This is a genomic window from Tsukamurella sp. PLM1 (genome assembly GCF_023168325.1).
Classification (GTDB): domain Bacteria; phylum Actinomycetota; class Actinomycetes; order Mycobacteriales; family Mycobacteriaceae; genus Tsukamurella.
Window position 1 is genome coordinate 2,526,092 of record NZ_AP025688.1, and the last position, 18,033, is coordinate 2,544,124.

Here is an 18,033-nt window from a genome sequence, read left to right on the forward strand (position 1 = left end):
GGGCGCGGCTACTCGCCGCGGAGCAGGCCCTTCGCGATGTGCGTCACCTGGATCTCGTTGCTGCCCGCGTAGATCATCAGCGACTTGGCGTCGCGGGCCAGCTGCTCCACCCGGTACTCCGCCATGTAGCCGTTGCCGCCGAAGAGCTGCACGGCCTCCATCGCCACCTCCGTCGCTGCGCGCGAGCTGTAGAGCTTCATGGCCGAGGCCTGCGCCAGCGTCGGCGGCTTGCCCGCACGGGACGCCTCGATCGCCGTGAACAGCATGTTCTGCACGTTGATCCGCGCGACCTCCATCTCGGCCAGCTTGAGCTGGATGAGCTGGAACTTGCCGATCTCCTGTCCCCACAGCGTGCGCGAGCGGGCGTAGTCGATCGACAGCCGCTGCGCCTCGTTGATGATGCCGAGCGCGAGCGCCGCGATGCCGATGCGCTCGGCGGTGAAGCCCGCCTTCGCCGACGCCCCGCCGCCACCGGGCGTCTCCTCGGTCTCGCCGAGCAGCCGATCCGGGCCGAGGCGCACATCGTCGAAGAACAGCTCGCCGGTGGGCGAGCTCATCATGCCCATCTTCTTGAAGGCCCTACCCTGCGTCAGCCCCTCCATACCCGTGTCCAGCACGAAGGTGAGCACCTTGCGGTCGCGGATCGGCGTACCGTCGCCCTCGTCGAGCTTGGCGAAGACGACGATCGTATCCGCGTGCGGGCCGTTGGTGATGAAGGTCTTCTGCCCCTTGAGGATGTATCCGCCGGAGCCGTCGCGGCGCACCGTCGTCTTCATGCCGCCCAGGGCGTCGGAGCCGCTGTCGGGCTCGGTGATCGCCCACGCGCCCACCTTCTCCATCGTCACCAGCTCCGGCAGCCAGCGCTTCTTCTGCGCGAGCGTGCCGCGGGACTTGATCGTGGACACCGTCAGCCCCATCGACACGCCCATCGAGCCGATGAGGCCGAGGCTGACGCCCGCCATCTCGACGTTGAGGATGAGGAACATCGAGGAAGACAAGGTGCTGGAACCTCCACCACCCGAAGCCTTGGGCTTGTCCCCGCCTCCTCTGCGGCCAGCTCGGCCTCGAGGTTCTCGCGGTTGACCTGGTCGATCCCGAAGGTCTGCAACATCTTCCGCGTGATGTCGTACGGCGGCAGGGCGCCGGTCTCCAACTCGTCGACGTGCGGGCGGACCTCCTTGTCGATGAACGCCCGCAGGGCATCACGCACCATCAGGTCTTCCTCGGACCACTCGAACACGGGCATCCTCCTATGTAGAACGTGTTCTATCGTTGGCCCCATGGTCCCACTCCGCCCGCCCGACGGTGACCGGACCCCGAAATCGGGCCTTGACCCGAAGCTTTGTTGAGGTAATAGCGTTCCCCGCATGGAGACCTACACGGACGACCGCATCCTCGCGCAACCGATCGGCTACTGGGCCAGCATGACCGGACGGTCCGCCGTCACGTTCATCCGCGCCACCCTCGAAAGCCACGGCCTCACCCAGCCCCAGTGGTGGACGCTCAACTACATCGCCGCCCGGCCGGACGGGGTCACTCTCGACGAGGTGGTCGAGTACCACCGCGGCTTCGTCGACACCGACGACGCGCTCCGCCCCGACGTGCTCGCGCTCGTCGCGACCGGCCTGCTCACCGAGTCCGACGGTGCCCTCGCGCTCAGCCCGCAGGGCGCGCAGCGGCGCGACGAGACGTGGCCCGACATCCGCGCCGCGCTGGCGCGGATCCGCGACGGCGTCACCGACGCGGAGTTCATCACCACGATCCGCACGTTGCAGCGGATGATCGAGAACGTCGGCGACCCGGCCTGGCACGCCTGAGCGGTCAGTTCACCGCCCGCTCACGGCCCTCCCAGAACGGGGCGCGGAGCACGAACTTCTGGATCTTGCCGGTGGCGGTGCGCGGCAGGGCGTCGACGAAGTCGACCCGCTTCGGGCACTTGTAGCCGGCCAGGTGCTCGCGGGTATGGGCGATCAGCTCCTCGGCGGTGACGCCGTCGGCGACCACGATCGCGGTGACGAGCTCGCCCCACTTCTCGTCGGGGATGCCGATCACGGCCACCTCGCGCACCGAGGGGTGGAGGTTGAGCGCGTCCTCGACCTCGATGGACGTCACGTTCTCGCCGCCGGAGATGATGACGTCCTTCTTCCGGTCCGCGATCGTGAGATAGCCGCCGGAGTAGGTACCGCGGTCGCCGGTGTGGAACCAGTCGCCCTCGAGCGCCGCGGCCGTCTCGGCCGGCTTGTTCCAGTACGCCTGCAGCGCGTGGTTGGTGCGGGCGAGGATCTCGCCGTCCTCGTCGATCGTCAGCTCCACGCCGAGCGCGGGCGTGCCGGCGCGGCCGAGGCGGCGCGCGATATCCATCGGATCGTCGCCGGCCCACTCGGCGCGCTCCCGGTTGACCGTGAGCAGCGGCGAGGTCTCGGTGAGACCGTAGATCTGGATGAACTCCCAGCCCAATTCGAACCGCACGCGATGGATCACGCGGGTGGGCGGCGGGGCGCCGGCCACGATGATCCGCACCGTGCCCGCGCCCGGGATCGGGCCGTCCCACTCCGCGGCGGCGTCGAGCGCCGCGGTCACCACCGCGGGCGCCGCGCACATCACGGTGACCCCGTGGTCGCGCACCCGGCGGAGGATCTCGGCACCGTCGACCTTCCGGAGGACCACGTGCTTGATCCCGATCCCCGTGGCGGCGAACGGCATTCCCCACCCGTTCGCGTGGAACATGGGCAAGGTGTGCAGCAGCACGTCGTTGTCGGTGAGCGCCACGTGCATGGCGAACACGGTCGCGTTGAGCCACAGGTTCCGATGCGTGAGCTGCACGCCCTTCGGCCGGGCGGTGGTACCTGAGGTGTAGTTGATGGTGGCGGTGGCGTTCTCGTCGCCCGCCCACGGCCGCGGGTTCGACGGTGCGCCGGCGGGCCCGAAGATCTGCTCGTCGTCGCGGCCGAGCACGAACACGCGCTTCGCCGTGACGGTCTCGGCGAGGTGCTCGACCTCCGGGTCGAGCAGCAGCACCTCGGCACCGGAATCCTCCACGATGTACTGCACCTCCGCCGGCGCGAGCCGGAAGTTGACCGGGACGAGGATCCGGCCCCAGCCGGAGACGCCGAAGAACGAGGTCAGCAGCCGTGCGGCGTTCTGCGAGACGATCGCGACGCGCCCGCCCACGGGGACGCCCAGTTCGTCGAGGCGAGCAGCCTGCCCGCGTGCCAGGGCCGCCATCTCGGCGTACGACTTCTCTCCCCACGACGGTGCCGGCTGGTCCGGCTCATCGACCATCCCGACACGGTCGGGGTAGACGATCTCGGCCCGGTTCAGGAAGTCTCGTACACCCAGATTCACGAACATGCGGCCAGGCTATTGCCGTCGCATCGGCTCGCGCGGCCGGTTCGATGAACCGGGCCGGGTTGCACACCGTTGCCGAAGTATCATTTATCTGACTAGAGTCAGAAATATGATTGAGCAGGCTGCACAGGTGCGACGGTTCAACCGGGCGGTCACGCAACGGCTGGGCGTATTGCAGGACCGCTACCTCGCGCGGGATCGGCCGCTGGGCCAGGCGCGGCTGCTCTGGGAGATCGGCCGCGCCAACGGCGGCGTGGACGTGCGCGACCTGCGCACCCGCCTGGATCTCGACTCCGGGTATCTCAGCCGACTCCTGCGCGCGCTCGAGTCGGACGGGCTGGTCACCGTCGGGCAGGACGACGGTGACGGCCGGGTCCGGACCGCGCGGGTGACGGCCGCGGGTGCGGCGGAGTACGCCGAACTCGAAACCCGCTCCGAGGACGCGGCGCACGCGCTGCTCGATCCGCTCTCGGACGGGCAGCGGGAGCGGCTCGTCGTGGCAATGGCCGAGGTGGAGCGGTTGCTCGTCGCGTCGCTGGTGCGGGTCGAGGAGGCGGACGCGCAGTCGCCCGCCGCGCGGTTCGCGGCCCGGTCGTACTACGCGGAGCTCGCCGACCGATTTCCCGGCGGGTTCGACCCGGGGGTGGGCGGCGCGATCGGAGATCCGTCGATCACGCCGCCCGCGGGCCTGCTGCTCGTGGCGACGCTCCGCGAGGAGACCGTCGGCTGCGGCGCGCTCACCTTCCAGGACGGCGGCTTCGCCGAGGTCAAGCGGGTCTGGACAGCGCCCTCGGTGCGCGGCCTCGGTCTCGGCCGGCGGATCATGGCCGAACTGGAGGAGCGTGCCCGCGCCGCGGGCGTGCGAACCCTGCGGCTGGACACCAACGGCAACCTCACCGAGGCGATCGCGCTCTATCGGAAGCTCGGCTACCGCGAGATCGAGCGGTACAACGACAACCCGTACGCGCAGCACTGGTTCGCCAAGGATCTCTGACGGCGCCCGGCCGCCAGGGGCGGTGTCCGGGAACCAGTCGATCACCGAGATTCAAATCCGCGACTCGCTCCCTCGGGTGGCGCAATAGCTGCACCACGACACGAAACGCCAGGTGACAAGGCCCGCGCGGGGGCACCGACCGGCGGAATGCGGCGCCCTCGCCGGTCCTTCGCCGAGGCACACATCCGACGACCGCCGAGACGGCCGGACCAGTTCCTATCGTTGCCGCATGCCAGCGACCGACCGACCGATCCGCGCCGACTCCGCGCGCATCGTCGCCGACGTCCTGCGCCAGGCGATCCACGACGGCACCTACCGCGGGACCCTGCCCGGCGAGGAGGACCTCGGCGACCAGTTCTCCGTCTCCCGGGGCACCGTCCGCGAGGCCCTGTCGATCCTGCGCGCCGAGGGCTGGATCCGCCGCGGCCCGCGCGTGGGCACCGAGGTGATCGCCCGCACCGTCGACCACGGACTCGACAGCCTCCGCGGCCTGCGCGAGACCCTCGCGCTGCACGGCGAGGTGCGCAACCGCGTACGTACCGCCGGCCGGCTCGTGCCGCCCCCGATCGTCGCCGAGAAGCTCGGCATCCCGCGCGGCGCCGAGGCCGTGTACCTCGAGCGGCTGCGGTACCTCAACGACGAGCCCGTGAGCCTCGACCTGACCTACCTCGTGGCCGACATCGGTGATCTCCTGCTGGAACAGGATCTCGAGAACGAGGACGTCTTCCCCCTCATCGAGGCCGTCACCGGGCACCGGCTGGGCAGCAGCGACTTCAGCCTCAGCGCGGCCGCGGCCGACCCGCACACCGCGGCGAACCTGGAGATCGCCACCGGCTCCCCGCTCCTGCTCTACGAGCGCCTCACCGGACTCGACACCGGGCGTCCCGTGGACCTCGAGTACATCCGCATGCGATCCGACCGGATCACCCTGCGCGGCACCCTGCACCGCGACTGACGTCCCGACACGGAGGAACACACCATGGCACAGGTCGAACAGCGCGTCGACGTCCCCGTCACCATCGACGCCTCCCTCTGCATCGAGGGCTGCAACATCTGCATCGAGGCCTGCCCCCTCGACTCGCTCGCACTCGACCCGAGCACCAACCGCGCCCACATGTACGTCGACGAGTGCTGGTACTGCGGGCCGTGCGCCGCGCGCTGCCCGACCGGCGCCGTCACCGTCAACATGCCCTACCTCCTGCGATAGCCCGCCCAGCCCACCGGAGAACCCAGCCATGACACCACCCGACCTGCGCGCGGCCGCGCCGGCCGCCGCCGCAGCCCTCGCCTCCTGCTCCCTCGAGCCCGCAGCGGACGATTCCGTCCAGACCCTCGTCGTGGGCTACCAGTCCAAGACCATCAACACCGTCACCGCGGGAACCCTGCTGCGCGCCAAGGGCTTCCTGGAGAAGCGCCTCGCCGCCGTCGGGAACTTCCGCGTCGACTGGCAGGACTTCGACACCGGCGCGCCGATCACGAGCGGAATGCTCGCCGGCAAGATCCAGATCGGTTCGATGGGCGACTATCCGCTGCTGATCAACGGATCCCGCGCACAGTCCGGCGCCGATACCGAGACCGTCATGCTGTCGGTCACCGGGTCGAGCGGCCGCGGGGCCCTGAACTCCGTCGTGGTCTCCCCCGGCTCGCCGGTGCGCGCCCTGGCGGACCTGCGCGGCAAGCAAGTCTCCGCGTCGATCGGGTCCGCCGGGCACGGCACCCTCGTCGCCGCTTTGAGCCGCGCCGGCATCGCCACCGGCGACGTCACCGTGGTGAATCAGCAGCCGCAGGTCGGGGCGAGTGCGCTCGAATCCGGCCAGGTCCAGGCGCTGGCGCAGTTCGTCGCCTGGCCCGGCCTCCTCGTGCGCCAGGGCAAGGCGCGCCTGCTCTACGACGGCGGCGAGCTGAACACGCCCACCCTGCACGGCGTGGTCGCCAACGCGAAGTACACCGCGTCGCACCCGGACGTGGTCCGCGCCTTCCTCCAGGCGCAGCTCGACGCCACCGACTTCCAGCGCGAGCACCCGCTCGAGGCCGCGCAGGACGTCGCGAAGGGCAGCGGTCTCCCCGCCGAGGTCGTCTACCAGTACAACGGGCCGGGCGGCACCGACCCCAACCCGACGCTCACCGCCCCGCTCATCGGAGCACTCAAGGGCGACGTCGGGTACCTCCAGTCGATCGGGCAGTTCGGCGCACCCCTCGACCTGGATCGATTCGTCGACCCCGAACCCCTCGCGCAGGCCCAAGCCGCGCGCGGCGGATTCCAGTACGACGCCGCCACGCCCGCACCGAAGCCGACCTTCGAGATCTGGTTCGACGGTGCCGACGCCACCGAGACCGTCCCCGACGCGACGACGCTCATCCGTACGCTCGCAGCGACCGACCGGAAGATCCGCGCCGCGTACGTCTCCGACGCGCTCACCGGAACCCGCTGGTACGCAGATCAATCGCTGTGGCTTCGCGACGGCGCGACCTTCGTGCCGTTCGCGGGTCCCGACGCCCGTGACCGCTATCTCGCGGAGCACCCCGGCGCGGTGCCCGTCGAGTACCGCGCCCTCCTCGAGGAGGCCCGACGGTGACCGCCCTCGACGCGCTCCCCACCGCGGCGCTCCGCCGGCCGGCCACGGCCCCACCCGCCGGGCTGTTCTCCCTGCCTGGCCGGTCCGGATCGCGGTGGTCGCCGCCGCGATCGGCGTCTGGCAGCTGCTCACCACCCAGCACGTGGCACTCGGTTGGATCCGATTCGACACGCTGCCCTCGGCGAGCGCCGTCGCCGGGCGGCTCGCTCAGTCGGTGCGCACCGGCGAGTACTGGCTGGACCTCGCACAGTCGCTGATCCGCATCGGCACGGGCTTCGCAGTCGCCGCGGTGTTCGGCATCGCCGCCGGCGTCGCGCTGGGCCGCTCCCGCGCCGCCGAGCTGACCGTCGGGACCCTGTTGGAGATCGCCCGTCCCATCCCCGCGATCGCGCTCGTTCCCGTCATGATCCTGCTGCTCCCGTCGTCCGAGGCGGGCATGGTCGCGATCACCGCGACGGCGGCGTTCTTCCCCATCGCGGTGAGCGTGCGGCACGCCGTCCGCGCCCTGCCGACAGTGTGGGAGGACTCCGTACGCACCCAGGGCGGCGGCGACCTCGCGGTGCTGTGGCGGGTCGTGCTCCCCGGATCGCTCCCCGGCGTCTTCTCCGGGCTCTCCGTGGGTGTGGGCGTCGCGTGGATCTGCCTCGTCTCCGCCGAGATGATCTCCGGGCGCCTCGGCGTGGGCTACCGCACGTGGCAGTCGTACACGCTCGTCGACTACCCCGCGGTCTTCGTCGGCATGCTGACGATCGGCGTGCTGGGCTTCCTCACCTCCGCCGTCATCGAACTGGCCGGCCGCCGGGTCACCCGCTGGCTGCCGCGGGGCGACCGATGAGCGCCCCGGCGGTCAGCCCGCCCGCGCAGCGCGACGGGCTGCGCCTGAAGCTCGACGCCGTCGACCTCGGCTACCGGGGCGCGACCGCTGTGCGCGCGCTCGACCTCACCGTCGAGCCCGGCGAACGCCTGGTCCTGACGGGCCCGTCGGGCTGCGGCAAGTCGACGGTGCTGCGCGCCCTCGCCGGGCTGCTCCGTGCCGACGCCGGCGTCGTCCTCGCCGACGGTGCGCCCGTGACCGGCCCGGATCGCGACCGCGCCATGGTCTTCCAGGAGGATGCGCTGCTCCCGTGGCGCACCGTCGAGCGGAACGTCCGTCTCGCGCTACAGCTGCGAGGCGTGCCTCGGGACCGTCGGGCCGACGACGCGCGACTGTGGCTCGCCGAAGTGGGGCTGTCGGATTACGCGCGTCACCTCCCGCGCGAACTGTCGGGCGGAATGCGGCAGCGGGTCCAGCTTGCCCGTGGGCTCGCCGGTGCGCCCCGGGCCGTCCTGATGGACGAGCCCTTCGGCGCGCTCGACGCGCAGACCCGCGGTGACATGCAGCGGCTGCTGCTGCGCACCCTCGACGCCCACCCCGCCACCGTCGTCTTCGTGACCCACGACGTGGACGAGGCGATCCTGCTCGGCGACCGCATCGTCGTGCTGGGCCGCCGCGGCGAGCCCGTCCGGGCCTCGTTCGACGTGCGCCGCGCACCGTCGGCATCCGCCCTGCGGGCCGGAGTCGTCGACGCGCTCACCGAACGCTGAACTGTGAGGAGTCTCATGAACATCCCCGAGATCGACGACCGCACCCGCCTGACCTGCGACGTACTGGTGATCGGCGGCGGGACAGCGGGCACCATGGCCGCGCTCACCGCAGCCGAGGCCGGCGCCGACGTGCTCCTGCTCGACAAGTCGCACGTCCGGCACTCCGGCGCGCTGGCGATGGGCATGGACGGCGTGAACAACGCCGTCATCCCGGGCAAGGCCGAACCCGAGGACTACGTCGCCGAGATCACCCGCGCCAACGACGGCATAGTGAACCAACGGACCGTGTATCAAACGGCGACAAGGGGTTTCGCGATGATCCAGCGGCTCGAGCGATACGGCGTGAAGTTCGAGAAGGACGAGTACGGCGAGTACGCCGTCCGCCGCGTGCACCGCTCGGGTTCGTACGTACTGCCGATGCCCGAGGGCAAGGACGTGAAGAAGGCGCTGTACCGGGTACTGCGCCAGAAGAAGATGCGCGAACGGATCCGGATCGAGAACCGCGTGATGCCGGTGCGGGTGCTGACCACCGGCAGCGGGTCCGACCGGCGGGCCGTGGGCGCGGTCGCGTTCAATACGCGGACAGGCGAGTTCATCGAGATCGCGGCCGGCGCGGTGGTGTTGGCGACGGGGCCCTGCGGCCGGCTGGGACTGCCCGCGTCCGGCTACCTCTACGGCACCTACGAGAACCCGGCGAACGCCGGCGACGGCTACGCGATGGCCTTCCACGCGGGCGCGGAGCTCAGCGGCATCGAGTGCTTCCAGATCAACCCGCTGATCAAGGACTACAACGGACCGGCGTGCGCGTATGTGGCGAACCCGTTCGGCGGCTACCAGGTGAACGCCCAGGGCGAGCGGTTCGTGGACTCCGACTACTGGTCCGGGCAGATGATCGCCGAGGTGAAGTCCGAGATCGACTCGGCACGCGGGCCGATCTACCTCAAGGTCTCGCACCTGCCCGATGAGACGCTCGGCGAGCTGGAGTCGATCCTGCACACCACCGAGCGCCCCACGCGCGGCACCTTCCACGCGGGCCGCGGGCACGACTACCGCACGCACGACATCGAGATGCACGTGTCCGAGATCGGGCTGTGCGGTGGGCATTCCGCGTCCGGCGTGTGGGTGGACGAGAACGCGCGGACCACGGTGCCGGGGCTGTACGCGGCGGGCGACCTGGCGTGCGTGCCGCACAACTACATGATCGGCGCATTCGTCTTCGGCGAGCTGGCGGGCGCGGACGCGGTGCGGCACGCGCGGTCGGTGGCCCCGGCCCCCGAGGACCTCGGGGGGCAGATCGCCGCGGCGCACGAGTTGATCTACGGCGCGGCCCGCAGGCCGACGGTCCGCCGCAGCCCCAGGTCGAGTACAAGCTGCGGCGCTTCGTGAACGACTACATCGCGCCGCCGAAGACGGCCCCGAAGCTGACCATCGCGATCGAGACCTTCGAGCGGATGCGCAGTGAGGTCGGCGGGTTGGGCGCGCGGACGCCGCACGAGCTGATGCGCTGCGTGGAGGTCTCGTTCATCCGGGACTGCGCCGAGATGGCGGCGAAGGCCTCGCTGGCGCGGACCGAATCCCGGTGGGGCCTCTACCACGATCGCCCGGACCTGCCGGAACGCGACGACGAGCGGTGGGGACGGCACCTGAACCTGCGGCTCGGCGCCGACGGCGAGATGGAGTTCCTCACCCGGCCGGTGGCGCCGTACCTCGTGGCCGTGGACGAGTTCGACCACCTCCCGGGGACGTCGGCGGAGGTGGAAATCCTGGGCCCGCTGGCGGTCGCGCCCGTGGGCACCGTGCCCGCGGCCGCCGACCGGACCTCCGCCGTGCCGGAGGTCTCGCCGCGGCTACGGGAGCTGCTCGCGGTGGAGGAGCCATCGCTCGAGGAACTCTCTCGGTTCCTGTCCGATCCGGACACCACGGTGCGCCGCAGTGCGGTCGCCTTCCTCATCGAGGGCGCACCCGACGGATTCCTCGCTCCTGGTCACCGCGCTCGGTGACGCCGACGCCGCGGTCCGGCGTACCGCCGCCGCCGGCCTGGTCGAGCTGGTGGAGGTGCTGCCGTCCGCGGATGGGCTGTCCGCGTATCTGGATTCGCCGGACGCCGTTGTGCGCGCCGCCGTGGGGAACCTGCTGCGCTCGCTGAAGGCGGGCTCCCGGCCCGGTTCGCCGCGCTGGCCGCGGATCCCGACCACCGCGTGCGGGTCGTCGGCGTCAGTGGCCTCGTCTCGCACGACGATTGGGCGACTCTGGTGCCCGCGACCAGGGATGAGAACCGCGAGGTCCGAATCGCTGCGGCTGTGGGCCTGGCGACCGTGGGCCGCGGCGGCGTCGACGCGGTGCGCTCCTTGACGGCCGACCACGACCCGCTGGTCCGCGCGGCAGCTTTGGAGGCGTTCGGCGCGCTGGGCGATGCGACCGACGTCGAGCTGCTCTCCGCCGGGCTCGCCGATCCGGCCTGGCAGGTGCGGCAGGGCGCGGCACGCGGCACCGTCGCCCTGGGGCCCGACGGTGCCGTGGCCGTCCTGGGACCGGCCCTGCGGGACCCGCACCTCGACGTGCGGAAGGCGGCCGTCGTCGCGCTCCGGACCTGGCCGTCGGTGCCTGCGGTCGCGGCTGCGCTCGAGTCCGCCCTCGACGATTCCGACGCGGACGTGCGCGCGCGCGCGGCTTGCCCTCGCGGTGAGGTGAACGCGAACTGCGCGTCCCAGCCGGGATCACGCGGTCAGCGCCGCGGACGATCAGCGGGTGCGGTGGGACGTCCGCGAAGCGCCCGGCTCTCGCGGTCTCGAGGACGCCTGTAACGTTCACCGTCGCCGCCACAGGACGTCGGGCCTCGTAGAACCGCTGGTTGCTCCGGCAGAGCTCAGAGCGGGAGCGCAGATGCCAGTACCATGGCGAGGGCAGCAGTCCTCACTGGGAGACCGTCGATGACCCGAGATGATCCGCGCCCGCTGGCGTATTCGAACGGCGAGTACACCCCGGAGAGGTTCCGCCGCCTCGGCACGGTGAGTTCCCCTCACGCGAAACGCGTCATCACCCGCGTGCTCAAACTGGTGCACGGGCCCTGGTTCGCCCTGCGAATGCCCGACGGTGTCGTCGAGCTCACAACGATCGGACGTCGTTCGGGCCGTCCCCGGAGCACCTTCGTTCGCGCGTACCAGGTCGGTCCGCAAGTGTTCTTCGTGTCGATCGGTGGCGAACAGGCGCTGTGGGCCAAGAACATCCGCGCCAACCCGTCAGTCACGCTCCGATTCCGCCGGGGTACCGTTGTCGGGAGGGCGCGCGACCCGCGGGATGACACCGAACGCAGACTCGCGGACGCCGCGTTCTGCGGACGGGTCGGCCCCTTCGACTACGCGGAGAACGCCTTCCATCGCACAGGGCTGCCCACCAGGGAGAGGATTCACGAACTCCACCGTGCTTGGCTCCACGGTGGCACGCTGTTCGTCGTGGGCGATCGCGAGAACCATGAGCTCATCGGCACGCGCCCTGCGCACCGTGAGGCCGTGCCGGTCGCCGTGAGCGGACCTGGCCCTCGCGGCGGGTGAGCGTTTCAGGCGCCTCTAGTGTGGAACTCGCCGGGCCGGGCTGGAGCCAAGGCCGCGACCGAATCGCCCGGCGGGACGCGGTAGTACTGATTCGCCGAGAGGACGATGTGCTCCCGGTTGGGCCGGGCCTCCACGGTCACGCGGTGGTACCAGCGCTCGAACGTGATCAGTTCCCCCGCCATCAACGCCGGTCCTGTACGGATCGTCATGAGCCATGATTCCTCCTCTCCCCCGAGTCGATGAGCTCACGCTGGAACGACCGACCGACACGTTTTCGCGTTCCCATCCGTAGCACCCGGAAATCCCGTCGCACAAACGGATTGGCACGGGATATACCTGCCGTATGAGTACGGGGAACTGGTCACGGTGCGGACCGTGGACGCGATCGAGGAGATCGCCGGCGCGGACGCCATCGAGGTCGCAGTGTTCGGCGGCTGGCGGTCCGTGGTGCGCAAGGGCCAGTACGGGCCGGGCGACCGCGCCGTCTACGTCGAGGTCGACGCCGCGCTCCCGCTGGCCGACGGGCGCTTCGCCTTTCTCGAGCCGCGGGGCAGCCGCACGATCGGGGGCGCACGCTTCCACGTGCTGCGGACGATGAAGCTCCGGGGCGTGATCTCGCAGGGCCTGGTCCTGCCGATCGCCGAGTTCCCGGAGGCCGACGGTGCCGCCGACCTCGCCGCGGCGCTGGGCGTGGTGAAGTACGAGACGGCGCTCCCGGCCGAGCTCAGCGGCGCGGCGCTGGGGCCGTACCCGTCAGTGCTCGCGCGGAAGACCGACGCCGAGCGGGTGCAGAACCTCGCTGCGGTGTACCCGGCGCTCGGTCCGGGCGACTGGTACGCGACCGAGAAGATCGACGGCACGTCGACCACGTTCATCACCACCGCGGATGGACTGCGGGTGTGCGGCCGGAACTACGAGTGGGTGCCGTCGCCGGAGCTGGTGTCGATGCGGTACGCGGCGGCGGAAGGACTCTCGGACGCGGTGCCGCCCGGCTTCGTCGTGCAGGGAGAACTGTACGGTCCGGCCGTTCAGACGAACCCGCTCGCCGTCGGCGAGGTGGGGTTCGCGGTCTTCGCGGTGTGGCGCGAGGGTGCGCAGCTCCCGCGTGCGGAGTGGCCGCGGTGGGCGGTCGACCGCGCCGTGCCGGTCTACGCCGAGATGCGCCTGCCGGGCACGGTGGACGAGGCGATCGCCCAGGCGGACGGCGTCGAATCGCTCGTCGCTCCCGGGCGCATGGCGGAGGGCATCGTCTGGCACCGGACCGACGCGCGGCCGATGCGAGAGCTGGACGGGCGGCCGTGCTTCAAGGTGATCTCGAACGGATGGCTGCTCCGGCAGGCGTCGGGGCGGCGCCGGCGGCGCTGAGGACGGCGATCGTGCATGCTGGTGACGTCGTGAGGAGCAGCATGCAGATCGCCATCGTCGCCTACCCCGACTTCACCGCGCTCGACCTCATCGGCCCCTACCGAGGTGCCCACGCCCTTCGACGAGACCCTGCTCCCGACATCGTGCTCGTGCCCGGCGGTCCCGGGACGAGTGCGGCGGCACGCGATCCCGAGCCGGTGAGCCGGAGCCGCGGATGAGGCGGCACGCGGACCGTGGCCGATCGCCGCAGGCCGGTGCGGCGCTAGTGCCGTAGCGGCGACCCCGCACTCACCGCTGTACCGGACGATTCCGACTCCGACGTTCGCGGGCAACCGGCTGTGGCCGCCGGTCGAGTCGGCGAATGTCGATCATCGCCAGCGCGATGACGGCACTCCCCCAGCCGCCCGCTCCGATCAGCATGCGGAGGTAGTTGCGACTGGTCCATTCGTGGACGAACGTCTCGATCCGCGCTGCGTCCCAGCTCGCCCCGTCGGACTGGAACACCAGCATCTGCGGCACGAAGTAGCCGTAGCTGAATGCCGCGTACGCGACCATGAGCAGCGCGCCGGCGAGCCACCAGCGCCGCCCGCTACCGCGATGCTTCGATCCGGCCACGACGTTCGCCACGGCTAGGACGGCGACGACAGGGGACACGAAGGGCCAGAACACCCGTCCAGCAGTCCGGAAGCCGGATTCGGCGTTCGCCTCGAACGCATCACCCGGCGGAGCCTCCGCCCACAAGGGCACGATCGCCAACTTCTCGTAGAGCCCCGCGCCGAACTGGATTCCGACGAACACCACCAACAGGGCCAGTAACACCACTCTGGTACGCATCTCGACATTCCTCTCTACTGCTAGAGTATCTCTATGAATCGAGAGAGTAGTGCGGTCGAGCGATCGTGACATCCAGGAAAACCCCGACATCGCCGTCCGAAGCCCTCGCCTCGACCCTCCGCGTCCAGACCGTCCGGTCCGTTCAGTTCCATGAGGCGGTCGCGAACCGGCTCGGCATCTCCGTCACCGACTTCACCTGCATCAACATGCTCTCCCTAGACGGGCCCATGACTCCGGGTGAGCTCGCGGCACGCCTTCGACTCACCCGCGGCGGCGCGGTGACGACGATGATCGACCGATTGGAACGAACCGGCTACGTCCGCCGTCGACGCGATGCCCAGGATCGGCGACGCGTGTACGTGGAGCTCGCGAACGATGTGGCGGAGCGCGAGATCGCCCCCTGTTCGCCGGGTTGGGGACTGAGCTCAACGAGCTCTTGAGCAAGTACCCGGATGAGGTCCTCATGATGTTCGACGAGTTGGCGTCCGAGATCAACCATCGCGTCGCCGCTGCGACCGCCGCCCTGCGGGCCTGAGCCGGGCTCCTCAGAGCGTCTACGCGCTCCCCACCAGCTCAGCGCACGTCCACCGACTCCACGGTACGCGCGAGGCCGAGAAGATGCTCGCGCGTGACGGTTTCAGCTCGAGCCGCATCGCCCGCCACGATCGCGTCGACGACGCCCGCGTGGTCGTCGGCATCGCTCGGAGAGAACGGCACGAGGTCGAGCAAGCCCGTCATCGCCGCGACGAGTCGCGGGACGAGGCTGTCGAACAGGGCCACCAGCGGCGCGTTGCCCGAGGCACGGACTATCGCGCGGTGGAAATCGATATCGGCGACGGCGAGCTCGGCCGACGACGCGTCCCGCACCTCGTCCCTGCGCTCGAGCGCCCGCCGGACCTCCCCGAACGCACCGGCATCGCAGCGCCCCGCCGCGAGCGCCGCGGCGCGCGACTCGATCGCGATGCGGACCTGCAGCAGTTCGGAAATCTCACTGAGCTCCGCGACCCGGTCCCACGGGAGCACCGGCACCGTCGATACCAGGAATACTCCGACGCCTTGACGCGTGGCCAGCACGCCGCGCGCGGCGAGCAGCCGGATCGCCTCGCGAATCGTCGATCGACCGATCCCGAGCTCGCGAGCCAGCGTCACCTCGCCGGGGAGTTGTTCACCGACTTCCCAGCGGCCGCCGGAGATCTCGCCCAGCAGGGCCTCGGCGGCCTGCTGAGAGCGGAACCCGGGTCAGCGCATCCATGTCATTCCTCAGGCATCGGGTTGTCTGACATCATGATCGCCATCAACACTACCGGCCCCGCCGGCCCGCCGCTCCAGGTACATGCGATACATCTCGCGCATCGCCACAGCCAGGGCGAAAACCGCGAAGACCAACCCGAGCACGTGCAGGTCCATTGCAAGCGCGACCAGCACACCGAGCACCGCGCCGGGCGCGGCCGCCGCATTCAGCACCGCCGCGAGCCGGACGTCCGCCGTCCCCTGCCGCGCGTGCACGATCGTACCGGCGATCGCATTCGGGAAGAACATCAGCAGCGACGTGCCCTCGGCGGTCGTGAGGTCAGCCCCGAAGATCAGCATCAACACCGGCACCGCGAGCAGACCGCCGCCCAGCCCCATTCCGGCGGACCACGCACCGATGATCATGCCGAGCGCCAGTGACACGGGAACCGTGAACCAGAGGTTGTCGATGAGACTCTGCGGCGCCAGCGCCGAACCCTGCAGCGGATCCTCGCCCGCCGCGTCCAAGAACAGCTTCGCGCAGGTGACGAGCAGGATTCCGACGAACAGCCAGCGCAGCAGCCGGTGCGAGATCCGCACGATCAGCTTGGCGCCGAAGAACGCGCCCAGCGTGCCACCGATGAGCATCCCCGTGCCCGCGCGCAGGTCGATCGACCCGCCGACGATCGCGAAGGTGGCGGCGCCCACCGCACACCGCGATGTTGGCCGCGCCCGCAGTGCCGTGCAGCGCGGGCCGCGATAGCGTCGTCAGCTTCTCGAGCGCCGGAACGAAGAACACCCCACTGCCGCCGCCGAGCAACCCGCCGATGACCCCGCCCGTGAACCCGACGCCGAGCTGCGCCCCGGTCGAGCCGTTATCGTCGCGCGACGCCGTGGGCGAACCCGGCGGTGTCGATTCCGTCGTCGAAGAAGTCATGATCCGGGACGCTACAACTTGTCAGACAAGCACGCAACCTACGAGCCGGGCAGAGTGCGGCGGTCGCCGTCAGCCCGCCGACGGGTGCGCGGTGACAGGGAGCCCGATCTGCAACATGCGGACGATCGACGGCGGAGTGAGTAGGCACAGCTCCCCGCCGGATCGGCCGGCGCGTACCCCTCGAAACTCCAGCGCAGCCAAGCACCGCCCCACCGCAGGAGGGCGTCCGAGCCGTCGGTGACGAAGGCACCGTCGGGCAGGGATGAGGTGACGACGGCGTTCCCGGCCCTGCGTTCGGCGCGCAGCGCCCGGTCCATCGCCTTCGGCGTGTTCTCGATCACCGGATTCGCCAGCGCCCAAAGTCGTTTGAACTCGCGGTAGTCGGCGTTACGGCACTCGCCGCAGGGTCGGTGCCCCGCGGCGTAGGCGGTGGCCTCGTCGAACAGGAAGAGCTGGGTGTACTTCCGCGAATCCGGCTGTTTCGGCGAGCGGTAGCGGCCGTTGAAGTCGAGGCGGCACGCGATCCACATGGCGTTCGCGTGCTCGCGGACCACCGTGCCGGACGCGTCGTGCAGGATCCCGCGGTTACCCAACCATGCCCCACGGGCCGGATCTGCCACTATCCGGCCCCACGGGTCGACCCGGTTGCGCAGCGGCATCGTCACGCCTCGATCCGGCGGCCGCGACGCGTACCGGAACCGGTCGCTGCCGTCGAGATCACCAACCGGTCGTCTGCTCCGCGTGAGAATCCCAAGACCAGGGCAAGAAGCAGCGCGACCAGACCGAAGTTCTCGAGCTGCGCGAGGGCGGCCAGGGTGTTCTCGTGGCCGTCGACCCCGGGAAACAACACGTCGCCGGTCGGCGCGGTGGCCAGAGACGCACCGATCTCTTGGAGCAGACGTAGTAGGTCGCGACCGTCTCGCGCCAACCCGCCCACGATCACAGCTGCGGTCGAGCCGCTGAGCAACACGAGGTACAACAGGTACCCACGATGCCGGTGCCACGTGCTCGACGTCATCAGCACGGAGATGCCGGTGATGACCGCGAGAATTCCGAGGGCGACCGCGACGACGATGCAGTCGCTAGTTCCGGCCAGGCTTCCCGACGATGCGCCCCGGCCTTCGACGGCGAGGGCGATCTGACCGTTCGGTTTGCGCGTTCCGTACGCCTCGACGGCCTTGAGTTCGCTGTGCACCACAGCGAGGATCCCCCAGCTCACGGCGAGCCCGGCTCCCACCAACAGCACGGGCGTCGCGGCGCGCGACGGCGCACCGGTCGGCTCGCCGCGGTGACCGAAAGCAGGGAGCAGCATCGCGGTCCCGGCGCCGACCACGAGCGCGATCGCAGGTCCGGCACCCTCATCGGGCCAGTCGAAGAGTCGCCCCAAGCCCACCACGACGAAGAAGATCACCACCCCCACACAGAGTGCCCGCATCGTCGCCAGGCGTACGTGAGGTCCGAACGACACCCGTCGGGCCAGTGGAACGAAAGCGATTCCCAGCGCGACAAGGCATCCGATGGGAACCAGAAATGCAACGATCGCCGGCAGATTGTCCATGTCGAACCCCTCGTTCACCGGACGCTACACGACAATTCGGCAGCGCCCGCCTGCTC

At 70.3% G+C, this 18,033-nt stretch carries 18 protein-coding genes and 2 pseudogenes; 12 read left to right on the forward strand and 8 right to left on the reverse strand.

The features are described 5' to 3' along the window. Positions 1–8: 8 nt before the first annotated feature. Positions 9–1,240, reverse strand: a pseudogene (locus MTP03_RS23785) (acyl-CoA dehydrogenase family protein). A 127-nt stretch (positions 1,241–1,367) separates the two neighbouring features. Between MTP03_RS23785 and MTP03_RS13050 the strand changes: the two are divergent. Beyond that, positions 1,368–1,817, forward strand: a complete 450-nt coding sequence (locus MTP03_RS13050) for a MarR family winged helix-turn-helix transcriptional regulator (RefSeq protein WP_248488660.1) — start codon at positions 1,368–1,370, stop codon at positions 1,815–1,817. Positions 1,818–1,821: 4 nt separating this feature from the next. Here MTP03_RS13050 and MTP03_RS13055 read toward each other — a convergent pair whose 3' ends face one another. Then, positions 1,822–3,351, reverse strand: coding sequence for an AMP-binding protein (locus MTP03_RS13055; RefSeq protein WP_248488661.1), 1,530 nt, complete (start codon positions 3,349–3,351; stop codon positions 1,822–1,824). Positions 3,352–3,457: 106 nt separating this feature from the next. On the opposite strand from MTP03_RS13055, the gene MTP03_RS13060 reads away from it, so the two are divergent. From MTP03_RS13060 to MTP03_RS13095, 8 genes and pseudogenes are all read left to right on the forward strand, one after another. Further along, positions 3,458–4,342: a helix-turn-helix domain-containing GNAT family N-acetyltransferase gene (locus tag MTP03_RS13060; protein WP_248488662.1), complete on the forward strand. Its 885-nt coding sequence runs from the start codon at positions 3,458–3,460 to the stop codon at positions 4,340–4,342. Between the two features lie 229 nt (positions 4,343–4,571). After that, positions 4,572–5,297 carry a GntR family transcriptional regulator gene (locus MTP03_RS13065; RefSeq protein WP_248488663.1) on the forward strand — a complete coding sequence of 242 codons (726 nt, stop codon included), beginning with the start codon at positions 4,572–4,574 and terminating at the stop codon, positions 5,295–5,297. A gap of 24 nt (positions 5,298–5,321) precedes the next feature. Next, the gene (locus tag MTP03_RS13070; RefSeq protein WP_068520690.1) at positions 5,322–5,549 is read left to right on the forward strand and encodes a ferredoxin family protein; all 228 of its coding nucleotides are present in this window, start codon (positions 5,322–5,324) and stop codon (positions 5,547–5,549) included. A gap of 28 nt (positions 5,550–5,577) precedes the next feature. Continuing rightward, entirely contained in the window at positions 5,578–6,918 is a 1,341-nt protein-coding gene (locus tag MTP03_RS13075; protein WP_248488664.1) for an ABC transporter substrate-binding protein, read from the forward strand. Further along, the gene (locus MTP03_RS13080; protein ID WP_371820971.1) at positions 6,851–7,753 is read left to right on the forward strand and encodes an ABC transporter permease; all 903 of its coding nucleotides are present in this window, start codon (positions 6,851–6,853) and stop codon (positions 7,751–7,753) included. The genes MTP03_RS13075 and MTP03_RS13080 overlap by 68 nt, the downstream gene beginning before the upstream one ends. Then, on the forward strand, positions 7,750–8,502 hold the full coding sequence (locus MTP03_RS13085) for an ABC transporter ATP-binding protein (protein WP_248488665.1): 753 nt from the start codon (positions 7,750–7,752) through the stop codon (positions 8,500–8,502). The genes MTP03_RS13080 and MTP03_RS13085 overlap by 4 nt, the downstream gene beginning before the upstream one ends. A 15-nt stretch (positions 8,503–8,517) precedes the next feature. Next, positions 8,518–11,171 (forward strand): annotated as a pseudogene (locus tag MTP03_RS13090) (fumarate reductase/succinate dehydrogenase flavoprotein subunit); the annotation flags it as partial. Between the two features lie 261 nt (positions 11,172–11,432). Next, the gene (locus tag MTP03_RS13095; RefSeq protein WP_248488666.1) at positions 11,433–12,053 is read left to right on the forward strand and encodes a nitroreductase family deazaflavin-dependent oxidoreductase; all 621 of its coding nucleotides are present in this window, start codon (positions 11,433–11,435) and stop codon (positions 12,051–12,053) included. 5 nt (positions 12,054–12,058) lie between these two features. Here MTP03_RS13095 and MTP03_RS13100 read toward each other — a convergent pair whose 3' ends face one another. Then, a complete protein-coding gene (locus MTP03_RS13100; RefSeq protein ID WP_248488667.1) occupies positions 12,059–12,262 on the reverse strand; it encodes a hypothetical protein in 204 nt (67 codons plus the stop codon). A gap of 157 nt (positions 12,263–12,419) precedes the next feature. Here MTP03_RS13100 and MTP03_RS13105 point away from each other — a divergent pair, with 157 nt between their 5' ends. Further along, positions 12,420–13,418, forward strand: coding sequence for an RNA ligase family protein (locus tag MTP03_RS13105; RefSeq protein WP_371820755.1), 999 nt, complete (start codon positions 12,420–12,422; stop codon positions 13,416–13,418). 41 nt (positions 13,419–13,459) lie between these two features. Beyond that, a complete protein-coding gene (locus tag MTP03_RS13110; protein ID WP_248488669.1) occupies positions 13,460–13,636 on the forward strand; it encodes a hypothetical protein in 177 nt (58 codons plus the stop codon). A 70-nt stretch (positions 13,637–13,706) separates the two neighbouring features. Here MTP03_RS13110 and MTP03_RS13115 read toward each other — a convergent pair whose 3' ends face one another. After that, the gene (locus MTP03_RS13115; RefSeq protein WP_248488670.1) at positions 13,707–14,252 is read right to left on the reverse strand and encodes a DUF1772 domain-containing protein; all 546 of its coding nucleotides are present in this window, start codon (positions 14,250–14,252) and stop codon (positions 13,707–13,709) included. Between the two features lie 65 nt (positions 14,253–14,317). Here MTP03_RS13115 and MTP03_RS13120 point away from each other — a divergent pair, with 65 nt between their 5' ends. Beyond that, the gene (locus MTP03_RS13120) at positions 14,318–14,692 is read left to right on the forward strand and encodes a MarR family winged helix-turn-helix transcriptional regulator (protein ID WP_248488671.1); all 375 of its coding nucleotides are present in this window, start codon (positions 14,318–14,320) and stop codon (positions 14,690–14,692) included. Positions 14,693–14,825: 133 nt separating this feature from the next. Here the strand turns inward: MTP03_RS13120 and MTP03_RS13125 are convergent, their stop codons facing one another. From MTP03_RS13125 to MTP03_RS13140, 4 genes are all read right to left on the reverse strand, one after another. After that, on the reverse strand, positions 14,826–15,458 hold the full coding sequence (locus MTP03_RS13125) for a FadR/GntR family transcriptional regulator (RefSeq protein ID WP_248492155.1): 633 nt from the start codon (positions 15,456–15,458) through the stop codon (positions 14,826–14,828). A 54-nt stretch (positions 15,459–15,512) separates the two neighbouring features. Then, positions 15,513–16,190, reverse strand: a complete 678-nt coding sequence (locus tag MTP03_RS13130) for a sulfite exporter TauE/SafE family protein (RefSeq protein ID WP_248488672.1) — start codon at positions 16,188–16,190, stop codon at positions 15,513–15,515. A gap of 267 nt (positions 16,191–16,457) precedes the next feature. Further along, positions 16,458–17,078 (reverse strand): hypothetical protein, encoded by a 621-nt coding sequence (locus MTP03_RS13135; RefSeq protein WP_248488673.1) that lies wholly within the window; start codon positions 17,076–17,078, stop codon positions 16,458–16,460. Between the two features lie 2 nt (positions 17,079–17,080). Beyond that, a complete protein-coding gene (locus MTP03_RS13140; protein WP_248488674.1) occupies positions 17,081–17,854 on the reverse strand; it encodes a hypothetical protein in 774 nt (257 codons plus the stop codon). Positions 17,855–18,033: the final 179 nt, after the last annotated feature.